Here is a 16,315-nt window from a genome sequence, read left to right on the forward strand (position 1 = left end):
TATACAGAAATGGAGGGCTGTACCCTTATTTCGTCATGGGGAGTGAACTTAATGAAAAAGTCCTGGACTCTATATTTTAAATCTGTTGGAGTTAAACTGTTCGTTATTTTATTTAGTTCTATAGTTCTCTTATCCTCCGTGCTAGGATTGACTTCCTATTTTGCCGCTAAAAATATCATTACGAATGAGGTTGCTGCAGCCTCCACACAATCTGTAGTTCAGGCAGCGGACAAGCTGGATTTTGTGCTGGCAGAGTATGAGGCACTATCAAGGCAGTTTGCACTCGACTCTGTGTTAAAGGGTGATTTAGAAAAAATAAATAGTGGCGAGCTTACAACTGTGGCCAAAGCCGGTGCTGAAGATCGGATTCGCAGAAAGCTAGACTTGGTAAAAGGGTCTGATGAGCGGATGTATGGCGTCAGGCTGGTATCCAAGAGCTTGGTAGACTCAGAATCTTATAAGTCTGCTGGTATAAGTGGGATTCGTAGTGATGAAGGCATTTCCGCAAGATTAGAGCAAATTGCCGCAGCTAAAGGAGAGCCAGTCTGGTTTCCCGTTCGTGAGAAAGGCTTTTTTGATGCTTATACTGAGCCCTCCTTAACTATGGGGAGATTGCTACGTAATCTTTTACATCCCGAAGCGGAGTATTACATGCTAATCGAAGTGAAAGGGAAGGCCATGACTGAAATGCTGTCTAACCTTCAGATTGGGATGACCGGTGAAATTCGTATCTTGAGTGCGGATGGCAGCATTGTGTATGGTGCGGATCATGCCAAGCTGGGTCAACCCTCTTACATAAAAGTTTCAGAAGAACAAGGGAAAGAGCAAAATCATTCATTTACAGCGGAGGATGAGAACGGAAGTTCTCAGCTTGTTGTATACCAGCCCCTGGCGACTGCCAAGTGGATGCTTATGGGGTATGCTCCTGTCAGTGATTTTACTAAGTCTGCGGACAAGCTTTTATATATCACATTTTCTGTGGTGCTGGCGGCAGCCTTAATAGCACTACTAATTGGTTATATTCTTGTTCGATTGGTAGGGCGCCCGCTGGGTAAGCTGGCAATCTTGATGGAGGAAGGAGAGCGTGGGAACCTGCAGGTACGAACCAATTTCAAGGGCAAAGATGAGATTGGCCGCTTGGGTCAAAGCTTCAACAAAATGATGGAGCAGATCTCCTTACTTGCAAGGCAGAGCGGGAATTCGGCAGATGAGGTCCTCCTTACTTCGGAACAATTAGTACAAGCATCAAGTACAATCTCCCTCCATGCCAGAGAGGTTGCGACCGCTACCGGTGAGATTGCAGCGGGGTCAGCCAGCCTCGCTGTTGAAGCCGAACGCAGTTATCACAATGTTGAGATTATCGGCAACAAAATGAGTGAAGTGACGGAAATAAATACAGTGATGGACCATTCAGCAGAACGGGTCATTGAGGTTAGCAATCAAGGTACAGAGCTGATGAAACTGCTGGTAGAGCAGAGTGAGTCTACGGTAGAGATGATCAATCGAATTCAAGATAATTCTACTAAGCTCAGAGAAAGCACTCATTTAATTCGCAGTATACTCAGCCCTATGATTGCTGTGAATAAGCAGACCAATATTTTGGCACTAAATGCTACCATAGAAGCAGTTAGAGCAGGTGCGGCAGGTAGAGGGTTCATAGTGATTGCTGATGAAATCAGGCAGCTCGCTAACCAGTCGAATGAATCGATTCAATCGGTCTCCAAGATCACGGAAGAGATTGGTCTACATATCGAGAACACCGTTAAGGATATCAATGAAGCCGCTCCTAAGTTCCGTGAACAAATCTCTTCTGTAAGAGAGTCGTCAACGATATTCGCGAGTGTCAAAGAGGAAATGGAACATTTCATGAAACATATTAGTGAATCTTCTGCTTCTGTCCTCGAACTGATTGAGTTCCAGCGTCAACTCGGTGAATCCATGGCCAGCGTAAGCTCCATCGTCCAGCAAACCACTGCTTCGACGGAGGAGGTAGCTTCTATGTCATCTCAGCAATTCACGGTTAGTGAGGAATTGGTTGCCCTATCGGAAAAGCTGGAGGGCTTGGCAGCCGATCTTAAGCACTCTTTGGTTTCTTTTCAAGTATGACAATATTATTCTAATAGAGACGGGCAATTTTCCAATATAATGGAGAGTTGCTCGTTTTTGTTGATTTGATTGCTATCGGACGTTATCTTGTCTTCGAAGTGGCTAAAGAGATACACTTGTATTAAGTAATAAATGAAGAAAGTAGTGATCCATTGACGAACTTAAATCTGAGCCCCAGCGGGAGTCTTTTTCAGCAGGTTTTAATCGAGGGAGATTATAGTCCTCATTTTTTTGCTTACTATTATAAACAGTGGAATAACTACAATATGTCTTACCATCAGCATAATTCAACGGAAATCATGTATTTGATCTCAGGAAGTTGTATCGTGGATGTCCGTCCAAGCTCAGGAGGAGAAGAGAGAGTTCGGCTGAAGCGGGGAGAATTGATCATTTTAGACGCGAATGTTCCGCATAGGCTGATTGTTGAAGAGGGGGCACCTTGTCGGATGCTAAATGTGGAATTTGGGTTCATGGAATATAGAGGGGTTGCACCCTCTGTTGGCAAGCTAGCCCGTGAAGAAACGGCGCTCGCAGAAATGCTGCAGCTTCCTTTTTCCAGTTTAGTAATGCCTGATCCGGAGGAAATCTATCATGTTCTAAAGGGACTTGTGTTAGAGCTTGATCAGAGCGGCGGAAAGGGTGGAAGTATGGTTGATTTATTATTTTGTGAGCTTCTGTTGCGGTTATCCAGACTTCGGCAAGAGCAGCTTCATACCAGCCAACAGCCCTCGCAGCTTTATGTGCGGCGGAGCATTGAATTCCTGCATCAGAACTATGACCAGAACATTCAGGTTAAGGACATCGCTGCCGCAGTTAATCTGCATCCCGGATATTTGCATCGAATTTTTAAGAGCCATACAGGTCGGACGCTCAGCGATTACTTGAATATGCTGCGAATGGAGAAAGCGAAGATGCTGCTTGGGCAGAGCGACATCCCGATTGCTGAAATTGCAGATTACGTAGGAATTAGCAGCAGGCAATATTTTCACCTTCTTTTTAAAAAATACGCCGATTGCACGCCTGTAGAATTCCGCAATTCCATTGAGCGTCACGCCTGGAGTTATGAAGAGTATGATTTTCAGTAGATAGGTTAGGATTTTTGACACCTTCTTTCAAAAGAGGTCATGATATTGGTTACGCTTTCCTTAGGTCCCTTGCTACAATGGACAGGAACAACCAATTCATTACCGGAGGATGATAACCATGTCATTTAAAGTGTCTTTTATAGGGGCAGGCAGCATTGGATTTACCCGTGGATTGTTGCGGGACTTACTAACTGTACCGGAATTTAAAAATATCGAAGTCTCATTTATGGATATTAACAGCCACAATCTGGAGATGGTCACGGAGCTATGCCAGCGTGATATTAAGGAGAATGGTTTAAATATACAAATTCAGGCGACAACGGATCGCAGAGAAGCACTGAAGGATGCCAAGTACGTATTTTGTACTATTCGGATGGGTGGGCTTGAAGCCTTTGCTACGGATGTGGACATTCCCTTAAAATACGGAGTTGATCAGTGTGTGGGAGATACTCTGTGTGCGGGTGGCATCATGTACGGGCAACGCGGAATTGCGGAGATGCTGAATATTTGCCGTGATATTAGGGAGATGGCAGCACCGGATGTGCTTTTGCTTAACTATTCGAATCCGATGGCTATGCTGACCTGGGCCTGCAATAAATATGGTGGTGTTCGGACCATCGGTCTATGTCATGGTGTACAGCATGGGCACCAACAAATTGCGGATGTGTATGGTCTTAAGAAATCCGAAGTTGATATTATCTGTGCGGGCATCAATCACCAGACCTGGTATATTTCAGCAAGTCATGAGGGGAAGGATCTGACCGAAGGTCTTTTAGAGGCTTTTGAGAAACATCCGGAATTCAGCCGTACGGAAAAAGTGCGCATCGATATGCTTCGTCGCTTTGGCTACTATAGTACAGAATCCAATGGACACTTAAGTGAGTACGTGCCATGGTACCGTAAACGCAGTGATGAAATTATGGATTGGATCGATCTTGGGAGCTGGATTAACGGAGAAACAGGCGGTTATCTGCGTGTCTGCACGGAAGGTCGGAATTGGTTCGAGACCGATTTTCCAAACTGGATGAAAGACCCGGCATTGGAGTATACGAAGGAGAATCGCGGGGAAGAGCACGGCTCTTATATTATAGAAGGATTGGAAACGGGACGAGTGTACCGGGGGCACTTTAATACAGTGAACAATGGTGTAATCTCTAATCTGCCAGATGATGCCATCATCGAAGCACCGGGATATGTAGACCGGAACGGGATCTCCATGCCATTGGTAGGTGAATTGCCGCTGGGTCCTGCCGCCGTATGTAACGTGAGCATTTCAGTGCAACGTCTGGCGGTTGAAGCAGCTGTACACGGCGATGATAAGCTGTTACGTCAGGCATTTATGATGGATCCACTCGTTGGTGCTGTATGTAATCCAAAAGAAATCTGGCAGATGGTCGATGAGATGCTCGTCGCAGGGGAACAGTGGCTGCCTCAATACAGCGAAGCTATTGCTAAAGCCAAGGAACGTTTGGCTTCAGGAGAGCTTATCCCAACGAACGCTAACAACGAGGGCGCTGCTCGCCTGAAGGTGAAGACGGTGGATGAGATGATGCAGGACCGGGAAGCAGCGAACAAAAATGCTGGTGAGTCTGATAAAGGCAAGGATAGAGAGAAGGTTCAATAAGGTGTAGCATTGAAAGCTTTTTAACTATAAATAACCTCCACATTCCATAGTTTGGGATTGGAGGTTTTTTTAGGATGGAAATCTAAGAGGGGGAAAAACAAAACAGCAGTCATAGCTTACGAAAATAAGCTGACATGGGTGGGGAGTACAAGTTTATCGGTACCGATCCAAATTGTGAAATTAGGTTTATAGTAGGAGTTATTATGTAACTGAAAAAAGAAAGTTAGTTTAATTTCACTGGCTTATTTTTTAATCTATACCGTAGCGCCGAGCGCTACAGTAATCCCACACAGTTGCCCTACATACTATACTGACGCATTCCTCGATACTTACGGACTCAGATGAGCAATTTGCCCCTCCCCGATACTTGTGGTCCCATATGACGCTATTCGCCCATCCCCCGGTACTTTCGGACCCAGATGACGCTATTCGTCCATCCCTCGATCTTACGGACCCAGATGACGCTATTTGTCCATCCACGATACCTACGGACCTAGATGACGCTATTTAGCAATTTATCGCCTTTGGAGCGTATTATCGGACTCCAGTGCAGCTATTGCTCAGAAAGAGGCTCTTTTTTGGTGTTTTTCATGCCTATAGCGGCTATGGGGTCCGATAGCAAGTCAAATATGCGATAAAGCTACGTATAAGGTCATCTGTGTCCGAAAGCGCCGATCTCCCAGAATCCCCAGTTGCCCTACATACTATACTGAACGCATCCCCTGTTCTTACGTACCTAGATGACGCTATTCGCTCATCCCTCGATCTTACGGACCCAGATGACGCTATTTGCCCATCCTCCGATACTTGCGGACCTAGATGACGCAATTCGTCCATCCCCGATACCTACGGACCTAGATGACTCTATTTAGCAATTTATCGCCTTTGGAGCGTATTATCGGACTCCAGTGCAGCTATTGCTCAGAAAGAGGCTCTTTTTTGGTGTTTTTCGTGCTAATAGTAGCTATGGGGTCCGATAGCAATCCAAATGTGCGCTAAAGCTACTTATAAGGTCATCTGTGTCCGAAAGCGCCGATCCCCCAAAATCCCCAGTTGCCCTAATTGGATTTCCAGCGCATTCCCTGATACTTACGGACCTAGGTGACGCTATTCGTCTATTCCCCGATACTTGCGGTCCTAGATGTCGCTATTCGCCCATCCCCCGATACTTGCGGACCCAGATGACCCTATTTGCAAATTTATCGCCTTTGGAGCATATTATCGGACTCCAGTGCAGCTATTGCTCAGAATGAGGGTCGTTTTTGGTGTTTTTCATGCCTATAGCGGCTATGGGGTCCGATAGCAAGCCAAATATGCGATAAAGCTACGTATAAGGTCATCTGTGTCCGAAAGCGCCTAACCCCAGAATCCCACAGTTGCCCTACATACTATTCTGACGCATCCCCGATACTTACGGACCCAGGTGACGCTATTTGCCCATCCCCCGATACTTGCGGACCCAGATGACGCTACTCGTCCATCCCTTTATCTTACGTACCTAGATGACGCTATTCGCTCATCCCTTGATCTTACTGACCCAGATGACGCACTTTGTCCATCCCCTGATCTTACGGACCCAGATGTCGCTATTCGCCCATCCCCTGATACTTGCGAACTTAGATGACGCAATTTACGAAGTTTGTTGTTTTGTTCAAGAAGGAGCAACGCCAAAAACGCGGATGTCCCATCAGCCATTTTTGGCTTTTGGGATACCCGCGTTTTGGAGTGGGGGATTAAGAATTAACCGTACCCTTTGGACTAAAGAAGGTCTTCAGCGCCTGATACACTTCTTTTTTGTCTTTAATGACGTAATGCATGAATTGTTCATGTTTCAGATGGCGATAAGCTGACATCAAGGTACTGCTTCGATTGTATTGGTTCACCTCACCGTAGCCGAACATATTGCTTCGTTTCAGCAGTTCTCCGATCAGCTTCACGCAACGTTCGTTGTCGGAGGTGAGATTATCACCATCGGAGAAGTGAAATGGATAAATATTGTACTGCGCAGGTGGGTAGCGGCTATCGATAATTTCAATCGCTCGCTGATATGCCGAGGAACAAATCGTTCCCCCGCTTTCGCCACGGGTGAAGAAATCATGCTCACTGACTTCCTTAGCCTCCGTATGGTGGGCGAGAAAAACAATCTCTACCTTCTCATATTGGCGGCGCAGAAAACGGGTCATCCAGAAGAAGAAGCTGCGGGCGCAGTATTTTTCAAATGAACCCATCGAACCTGACGTATCCATCATCGCAATAATGACCGCATTGGAATGAGGTGTTCTAATATCATCCCATGTTTTGTAGCGCAGATCATCTGGGCTGATACTGTGAATGCCGGGATTTCCGCTGCTTGCATTGCGTCGGAGATTCTCCAGCAGCGTACGTTTTTTATCGATGTTGGACATCATCCCTTTTTTACGAATATCGTTAAAAATAATGGATTTGACCTCGATCTCTTCCTTATTCTTAGGCTTCAGATGAGGCAATTCCATATCCTGAAACAGAATGTCCTCCAGATCTTCCAGATTGACCTCTGCTTCCACGGTATCTTGGCCCGGCTGATCGCCTGCTTTTTCTCCTTTACCGGGCTGTGCCGATTGTGAATCGCGCCCAAGCACATCGCCGACCTGACTTTCCCCGTCCCCCTGTCCTACATGCTTCTGTTTACGGAAGTTATAAATAATCCGGTATTCATCCAGACTGCGAATCGGAACCTTCACAATCTGCTTACCGCCTGACAAAATAATATTTTCTTCGGTAACGAGGTCAGGCAAATTATCCTTGATGGCTTCTCTGACCTTTTGCTGATGGCGTTCCTGATCCTGATGACCTTTACGATGAAGGGACCAGTCTTCTTTTGAGACTACGAAGGAAAAGGGACCGGATGATTGCGACAGGATGACCACCTCCCATGGAATATGAAATGTTGATTGAGGCAATTTTTTGCAAAGTATATATTTGGATCCCCCGCAAAGCACCTGAGTACGCATAGAAAGCAAAGCCTCACTTTGTGGGGATGTTTTGGGGTTGTAACTAAAGTATATTCATGGGGATGAGGGATATGTGATTTCTTATTCACTGATCTCATCTACGGTCAGCACATAGCTGTTAGATTGGCTTTCGCCAGAGTAGTTACGTCCATCCATATTGAAAGAGTATTGAGCATTTACGGAGCCCTTAAGGAAACGACCCATTACCTGTTCACTCACCTGGACAAAATAATGAATGTTAACCATAGATGCAGCATTAACTACCCCCAGCGGCAAGGTGCCGGCAAATGAAGATTGTGGATTCGGAACTCCATCAATCACAATGCTGTTGGGATCAAGAAAACATTTTTCCGGGGTTAGCCGATTCAGAGATATTTCCGCAGGCCAATTTCCACTATTGGTTAGTGAGATCCAGCATTGGACTCGCTCTCCTGCTTCTACGATAGTTGGTTTTGCATGGACTACGAGTGAAATGATAGGTGTGACTACTAGGGTGGTAACTGTATTGGAACGAGAGGTTTGCCGTACGGTCCGTCCGTCTGGAAGCACAAAGGTATACTGAACACTACCATGGTTTTGTACGGCTGCGATTTCATGAATGTTAATGGCTGCAGGTATACTCACTTGAAAAACTACAACTGCTGTAGTTCCGCCTCTTAAAGTACCTAACTGGATGCCTTCCGCTGGTCGTGCACCTTTTTGCAACACTCCATTTAAGAGAACACTATCCCATACGAAAAGAGTACCTGAAGGTATGGCATCTGTTAGGACTGCATTTACAGCCAGATTCCCGTTGTTCGTTACCGTAAGCTCATATCTCAAATTATCGCCCGGAGCTGCTGTAACATGATCTACTTTTTTGCTAATGGTGACCCCCGCTTGGACAAGTGAGACAACCGCAGTGTTACTTTCGGTCGTAATTGTATGCTCATCGACTGAATAGGTGACAACCGCGCTGTTGGTTAAGGCCAACGAGGGAGAAAACTCTGTTACTCGGACACGAAAAGTAATATCAACGCTTAGGTCTGTGTCCAGGGAACCGAGTAATATCCCCTGTGCCGGGTCTGATTCTGGGTAATAAATCCCACCTGCGATGACACTCCCCGGTATAAACACCGCCCCGTCTGGAATAGAAATTGTTGCACTGATTTGAGTTAAGAGGCTGTTTCCTTCATTTGTAAGCCGCAAGGTGTAAGTGACTACATCCCCTATAAAAGAAGTCGGAGTACTTGCAGACAAGGAGGTCGAGAGCTGGTAGGAGCGTAAAGAAACCAGCACAACGTTAGACGTAAGCTCACCTTTAACGATTCTTCCCTCCGGTGTGGAAAAAGAAAAACGGCCCAGCGCTTTATTTTGCAGCACTAGGGAAGACGGCAGGGAAATGATGACGACTTGAAAGGCGATGCTCACTTGACTCTGCGGTGCAATAGAACCAAGGGGGATGCCTGAAGACGGTGTAGCCCCCGGAAGAGGCACACCGTCTCTGAGCACACTGTTGGAAATAAAGGATACACCTTCTGGAAGAATGTCAAACACCGTCAAAAAAGCATCTGTATTTCCATTATTACTGGCTTTAAAGGTATACACCAAAGTGTCGCCTAAAGAGGCGTGGAGTTTATCTGTACTCTTCAGCAATGAAAGCACGGGGCCCACGACCGGGGTGTTAACGGTATTGGAATAGACAATTCCGTCAACACCCGCTGCCGAGTTGAAGAGTACCATGGACTGATTGGTTACGACAGGTTGGGTACGTGAGCCGGGAATCATAACGCTACTACCTGAACCTGGAAGGTAATGGTTGAAGAAGCACCAGCAGCAATTGTACCAATTGCGATTCCCGAAGCTGGACTGCCACTAGGACGTGGGGCTCCATCTACGGTAATGCTTCCCGTTACGAACTGGCTGCCAGCTGGAATAGGGTCAACCATGATGACATTATTAACTGGTGAAATCCCTAAGTTGGTGACAACAATCGTATAGGTGATGATATCGCCCACAACCGCATCAATAGAAGTAGTGCTCTTAACCACACTTACGTCTGGTGAAGATACAGGGATAATTAGGACGTTTGAGACAGAGGATCCCGTGAGTGAACGTCCATCTGGTGGTGTGAATGTGAAATTTGCTGTAGCTTGATTGACTAACTGTTGTGGCGAAGGGAGGGAAGCAATAGTAACCTGCAACGTAATGGTTACTGTTACTGTACTTCCCGGAGCTACCGACCCAATACTTAAGCCAGTAGCCGGATCTGATCCTGGTTGTGGTACCCCATTCACGAGCACGCTGTTTGGAACAAAGACAGCTCCGTTCGGAATGGTATCGGTAATAACTACATTTGCTATGAGGTTACCAGTATTTGTCACATTTAAGGAGTAAGTAATCGTATCTCCGACAGTTGCGGCGGTTCTGTCCGCCCCTTTGACAACTACAATGATAGGTTGATATACCGGAATAACAAGTGTATTTGAGAATGAAGATCCTGAGAATGCGCCGGAGGTGAAACTGACGGAAGCTTGATTACTAAGTGTTGCAGGATTAGGCAGCACATTGACAATCGTGTTGAACGAGACTTGGAAAGATGCTCCCGGTGCAAGAGTACCGAGCGAGATCCCGTTCGCTGGGTTGGCGCTAGGGCGTGGAGTGCCATCTACGGTCACACTGCCAGCGACAAAGCTAGAGCCTGCAGGTATTGGATCACTGAGGTTAACGTTACTGATATTTGCTATTCCGCTGTTGGTAACAGTGAAGTTATAAGTGATGGTATCCCCAACAACGGCATCGGTAGCTGTCGAAGATTTAGTGACGATAACGTTCGGTGAGGATACTGAGATTGTTGTTGTATTGGAATTGATCGAATTGTTAAATGTCCGTCCATCTGGAAGTGTGTATGCAAACGCGACGGAAGCTTGATTGAGCAGCTGTTGGCTTGCCGGCAATGTTGTGATAAGCACTGAGAACATTACAGACAGGCTTCCATTCGCGGAGATTACCCCCAGTGAGATCCCGGCAGCTGGGTCTGCTCCTGGAGCAGGAGCGCCTTGAATGAGTACACTGTTTGGAATAAACGTTGTACCCGCTGGAATGGTGTCACTCAGGGTTGCTAAAGCTCCGTAGTTACCTGTGTTGGTCACATTTATAGTATAAGTAATCGTATCCCCAACGGTAGCATTGACTGAATTGGAGCTTTTTGCTGCTGCAAGGATAGGCAGATAGACAGGCGTCGTGACGATATTTGAGAAGGCTACATTTGAGACAACACCTGAGGTGAAGCTGACTGTTGACTGATTATTTAACAATCCAGTAGGCGGCAGTGAAACTACATTTACGGTAAAAGCAACAGTTACGGTTACACCGGGTGCTATGCTGCCTAGGGTCACTCCAGTAGCTGGGCTAACTCCTGTGCGAGGCACACCGTCCACAAGCACGCTGCCTGTCACAAAGGTGGTGCCGGCAGGAAGGGCGTCTGTGAAGACCACATTATTTACAGTGGCAATCCCGTTATTAGTTAAAGCTATGGAATAAGTAATAGTGTCACCGACTGTAGTTGATGTTGTGGTTGTAGTTTTAACTACAGCAATATTAGGTGAGGAGACCGGAATAGTGACGGTGTTAGAGAGTGCAGACCCATTAAGTGTACGTCCGTCGGGTAAGGTGAAGCTGTATGCTGCGGTTCCTTGATTGACCAGTTGCTGAGGACTAGGCAATGAAGTGATGTCAACCGTGAAAATGACTACGGTCGTTCCTCCAGGCTGTATTATTCCAGCTGCAATTCCGGTGGAAGGATCCGCTTGCGCTAAAGGGAGTCCATTGATGAGCACGCTATTCGGAACAAAAGCCGTACCTGCGGGAATATTATCCGTCAATGTTAAATTAGCAGCATAGTTTCCTGTGTTACTCACTGTCAGTGTGTAGCTAACGGAATCGCCAACCGTGGCATTGGCTGTACTAGCACTCTTGACTACGGCAATGTTCGGCTGGAACACAGGGACTGTAACGGTATTAGAAAAAGTGGAGCTTGAAATAACGCCTGAAGTGAAGGTAACAGATGCCTGATTGATGAGTGAAGCTGTAGGAGGGACGGAGGTAACAGTAACACTGTAGGTAACCAGCGCTGATGCACCAGCTGCTAGAGTGCCGATAGATATCCCCGAAGCAGGATTCAAGTTCGGGAATGGAACTCCGTTGACAGACACGCTGCCTGTTACAAAAGTACTCCCTACCGGTGTAGGATCATTGAGTAAGACGCTAGTAACAGATTCTATACCATTATTAGTTATATTGACGTTGTATGTGACCGTTTCACCAACAGCAACTGATGTTGAAGTAGTGCTCTTGGTAACGACAATGTTAGGAGCAGAGACTTGTAAAGTTACAGTGTTAGACACAGCAGTCCCAGATAACGGTCTACCGTCAGGCGGAGTAAAGGTAAAGCTTGCAGAAGCCTGATTACTAATCTGCTGAGGTGTTGGCAGGGAGATGATATCAACGGTGAAGCTGACTGCAATACTGGCACCAGGAGCGACATTTCCTACAGCTATCCCTGTATCTGGGGCTGATCCGGGTTGAGGCATGCCACCTACAATGACACTATTAGGAACAAAAACTGTACCTGCTGGAATGTTATCAGTTAGTGTTAAATTTGTAGCCAGATTACCTGTGTTGCTAACAATCACTGTGTAGATGATAGAATCACCGACGACTAGAGCATCGAAATCGCCGTCTCCATCAGCGGCACTTTTTACTAAGGAGATTTGGGGCTGAATAACTGGTGTAGTTGTGATATTAGATGAAGAAGAACCGGAGAATACACCGGATGTAAAACTGACAGACGACTGATTGTTAATCTGTGATGGTATCGGCATCGTTATCCTCACCTCGAATGTTACGGTAGCTGTGGCGCCAGGGCTCAAACTACCGATTGGAATGCCGGCGGACGGAACTGCTAGCGGCAGGGTAGTGCCACTTACAATTACGGTTCCGGGAATAAAAGCGACATTCTCAGGCAGAGGATCGCTGAGAATGATATTGCTTACTGTTGCAATACTGTTGTTGGTCAATACAGAGGTAAAGGTAAGGATATCACCAGTAACAGCAGTAGCAGCGTTTACGCTTTTTACAACACTGACGTTAGGGGCGGACACTGGGACAGAGAGCGTATTGGACACTACATTTCCACCGAGCTGACGCCCGTCTGGAAGGGTGAAATTATATGTCGCTGAAGCAGAGTTCAGCAATACTTGTGATGGAGGTAGGGCTGTGATTGTGACCAGAAAACTTACGGTGACACTATCACCAGGAGCGAGCGGTCCAACTGGAATGCCAGTTGCCGGATTATATCCGGGCAAAGGTGTTCCTCCAATAATGACACTATTCGTGTCAAACACGGCTTGGGGTGGCAGGATATCAGTTACTAATAGAGTAGCTGCAATATTCCCGGTGTTGCTGATCAGGATGGAGTATGAGAGAGATCCCCCTACAGATGCCTGTGCTGCATTGGCGCTTTTGACCATACTAAGGATGGGCTGAAATACAGGTGTTACTATCGTGTTTGAGAGCGAAGAACCGGTGAACGCCCCAGAGGTGAAGGAGGCGCTGGCTCTGTTTGTAAACTGTGCTGGACTTGGCAAGGAAGCAACATTCACTCTAAAAGACACCGTGACAGAGCTGCCCGCGGCGATACTTCCGATTGCTATACCTGTACTTGGGTTAGCCGCTGCAACCGTCGAACCGTTGACAGTCACACTGCCTGCTACAAAAGCTCCCCCCGTAGGAATAGGGTCAGAGACAACAACGTTAGTGACAGTGACGCTGCTTGGGTTGGACACTATGATTGAATAAGTAAGATTTTCTCCAACCGCTACATTAGTTAGATTTGCAGTTTTGGTTAGTGTAATGTTTGGAGCGGAGACCGGAATGGTTAGGGTATTGGATAGACTGGTCCCGGAGAATGATCTTCCACTTGGCAGTTGGTAGGTGTAATTGCTATTGCCTTGATTATTCAGAACAGGTGGAGCAGGCAGAGATTGTACCGAGACAAGAAAGGTCACAGGAACAGCTGCCCCTGAAGCTAAAGTGCCTAAGTTAATTCCTGTAATTGGAGAGTCAGCAGGTCTAGCAACACCGTTAACAGTTACACTTCCCGAGACAAAGGCGCTTCCTGAAGGAATATTGTCGCTCAGGGTTACAGCCGCCCCGATATTCCCTGAATTCTGAACATTTAACGTATAAAGAATATTGCCGCCTACAGTTGCACTGGAAACGTTCGAGCTTTTTGCAATTTGGATTACAGGCTGATACACGGGAGTTGTAGTCGTGTTTGAGACTGAAATGCCAGTAAAAGCACCCGAGCTAAAAGAGGCACTAGATTTATTCAATAGCTGAGCAGGACTTGGTAATGAGATAACGTTGACTTGAAAAGTGACGGCGACGGAGCTTCCTGGAGCGATGGTACCGACAGCAATCCCTGTTCCAGGATTAGCTGAGGGTTGTGATACACCGGCGACGGTAACACTTCCGGGGACCAGCGATGTCCCCGCAGGTATGGTATCTGAGAGTGAGACGTTGGTAATTGCCGCTATGCCGTTGTTACTGATTACGGAAGTGTAGAGTAGTGTATCACCGACAACAACGTCAGCAAATCCTGCGCTTTTGACTACGGTAACATTGGGTGTTCTAACTGGAATAGATAGTGTATTGGATGAGGCTGATCCAGCAATAGTTCGCCCATCTGGAACCTGAAACGTATAAGCGGCGCTTGCTTGATCGACCAGTTGTGGCGGAGAGGGAAGACTATTTACAATGACCCGAAATTGAACAGTAGAACTGCCACCGGCAGCAACCGTACCGATAGCAATCCCTGTGGCAGGGTTACCAGCGACAGGATTTCCATTGACGGTGAAGCTGCCTGCGACATAAGAGCTGCCTGAAGGAATATTATCTGTAAGTGTTGTTAACGCGCCGATATTTCCTGTGTTCGTGATTTGAAGAGTATAGGTGATCTGATCTCCAACCGTAGCATTGGTGGTACTGGCTGATTTCACAATGTTAAGGACGGGTGAATATACAGGTAAGGTTACTGTATTAGATGGAATGACCCCCGTCATGATAGGGCCTCCGGCTACACTTTGAAACGTAAAGGCAGCGTTGGCAGTATTTGCGATATTTTGTGGACTTGGCGGCAATGAAGTGACTTTGGCTTGATATGTAACCGTTATTGAACTGCTTAAAGCTAATGAGCCTAATGGGATTCCTGCTGTAATATCAAAAGTAGGCCTTACGACGCCAGCAACGACTACGCTTCCAGTTACAAAAGTGGATCCTGCCGGCAACGCATCTGATAAAACGACACTTGCTGCTCCCGCTGTTCCTGTATTACTGACAGTCACCGTATAAGTTACCGTATCACCGACTATGGGGCCGGCTACATTAGCGCTTTTAGTGAGGTTTATTTTAGGAGCATTGATATCAACCTGTATGGCATTACCGTTGAGTACATAAGCATCGCCTGAGGTGGTTAATTGTAATACGGCTGAAGATTGATTGTTTATCAGCCGGGCGGAGACGTCAACATTGGTAATGTCCCAGCCTTGACGGCCGCCGATAATGTTGGTCCCTGGGTTTCCGTTGGTTTGATTGCGGTTTCCAAAGGTACCTGTTGTGTTTAGATTACCTGCATCATTGTTAATCTGTGACGCAAAAAAGTTGTTGGCAAAGTTGTTTGGTCCCGATAAAGCAACAAGTGTAGCCGAGGTTGGACCAAATAACGCTTGATCCCCCGAACGGTTGGCATCCCCCTCCTGTGCGCTGAATAACGCTCTGCCGCCAAGCGCACCTGTAATTGGTGTTGCGAAGCCTGTGATCGTAGTTGAAACTGGGGCTGAGGTTGCCTGTACAAGTATTGCACCTGCCCGTAGGGACATATTGCGAAAAGGTAAGGCTGTATTTTGGTAGATTACGCCTAATGTCCAGCCAGCATGGTTGGCCGTGGAATCACTAGGGATAACAATCGTACCCACTACACCGCCAGTGGTGTAGGTGCCGGCGCCGCCTTGTTGGATAATGCTGGTCACGTTGGCGGAACGAACATATGCTGATGCACCACCTCCCAAATCGACTACGTTGCTCGTTGCTGAATCGGGAGTAACGCTGAATGTAGTGCCAGCAGGAGTTATTAGGGAGACAGGATTGTTAATGGCCGAACTGAGGTTAACGGTTCCGTTAATATAGGTACCGCCCCATATCAGTTCTGCATACAGCACTGTGCTGCCAGATGGTAGGACCAGTATGGCTGCTGAACTGTTGCTTGTATAAAGACTAGTAGTTCCGCTAGGATAGGAACCAAATGTCGATGAAGTATTAACAGTCGTAAAGCCACCGATGCTGTCTAGTGTCCCTGGCACTCCGATCGTATCGGAGCGGCTAAGTCCAAGCGTGTTGCCGGTAAATGTGATAGCACCGGTCGCATTGATCGTTGCCCGTACGACTAGTGGAATGATTCTCACCTCCTTCGA

Annotated in this window: 6 protein-coding genes; 3 read left to right on the forward strand and 3 right to left on the reverse strand. The window is 46.8% G+C overall.

Annotated features, from left to right (window positions below; genetic code table 11):
* The first annotated feature begins 51 nt into the window (after positions 1–51).
* The 3 genes from NST58_RS09555 to NST58_RS09565 all read left to right on the forward strand — a co-directional run bounded on the left by NST58_RS09555 (position 52) and on the right by NST58_RS09565 (position 4,815).
* Positions 52–2,106, forward strand: a complete 2,055-nt coding sequence (locus tag NST58_RS09555; RefSeq protein ID WP_339247494.1) for a methyl-accepting chemotaxis protein — start codon at positions 52–54, stop codon at positions 2,104–2,106.
* Positions 2,107–2,273: 167 nt separating this feature from the next.
* A complete protein-coding gene (locus NST58_RS09560) occupies positions 2,274–3,191 on the forward strand; it encodes an AraC family transcriptional regulator (RefSeq protein WP_076195100.1) in 918 nt (305 codons plus the stop codon).
* A 118-nt stretch (positions 3,192–3,309) separates the two neighbouring features.
* A complete protein-coding gene (locus NST58_RS09565; protein WP_076126474.1) occupies positions 3,310–4,815 on the forward strand; it encodes an alpha-glucosidase/alpha-galactosidase in 1,506 nt (501 codons plus the stop codon).
* Positions 4,816–6,548: 1,733 nt separating this feature from the next.
* On the opposite strand, the gene yhbH is transcribed toward NST58_RS09565, so the two are convergent.
* From yhbH to NST58_RS09580, 3 genes are all read right to left on the reverse strand, one after another.
* Positions 6,549–7,712 (reverse strand): sporulation protein YhbH, encoded by a 1,164-nt coding sequence (yhbH, locus tag NST58_RS09570; protein ID WP_036684553.1) that lies wholly within the window; start codon positions 7,710–7,712, stop codon positions 6,549–6,551.
* 174 nt (positions 7,713–7,886) lie between these two features.
* Complete coding sequence (locus NST58_RS09575) at positions 7,887–9,572, reverse strand: hypothetical protein (RefSeq protein ID WP_339247497.1); 1,686 nt, start codon at positions 9,570–9,572, stop codon at positions 7,887–7,889.
* Positions 9,569–16,306, reverse strand: a complete 6,738-nt coding sequence (locus NST58_RS09580) for a hypothetical protein (RefSeq protein ID WP_339247500.1) — start codon at positions 16,304–16,306, stop codon at positions 9,569–9,571. Before NST58_RS09580 ends, NST58_RS09575 begins: the two co-directional genes overlap by 4 nt.
* Positions 16,307–16,315 lie beyond the last annotated feature (9 nt).

Source organism: Paenibacillus sp. FSL R10-2796 (assembly GCF_037965315.1).
Classification (GTDB): domain Bacteria; phylum Bacillota; class Bacilli; order Paenibacillales; family Paenibacillaceae; genus Paenibacillus_AQ; species Paenibacillus_AQ odorifer.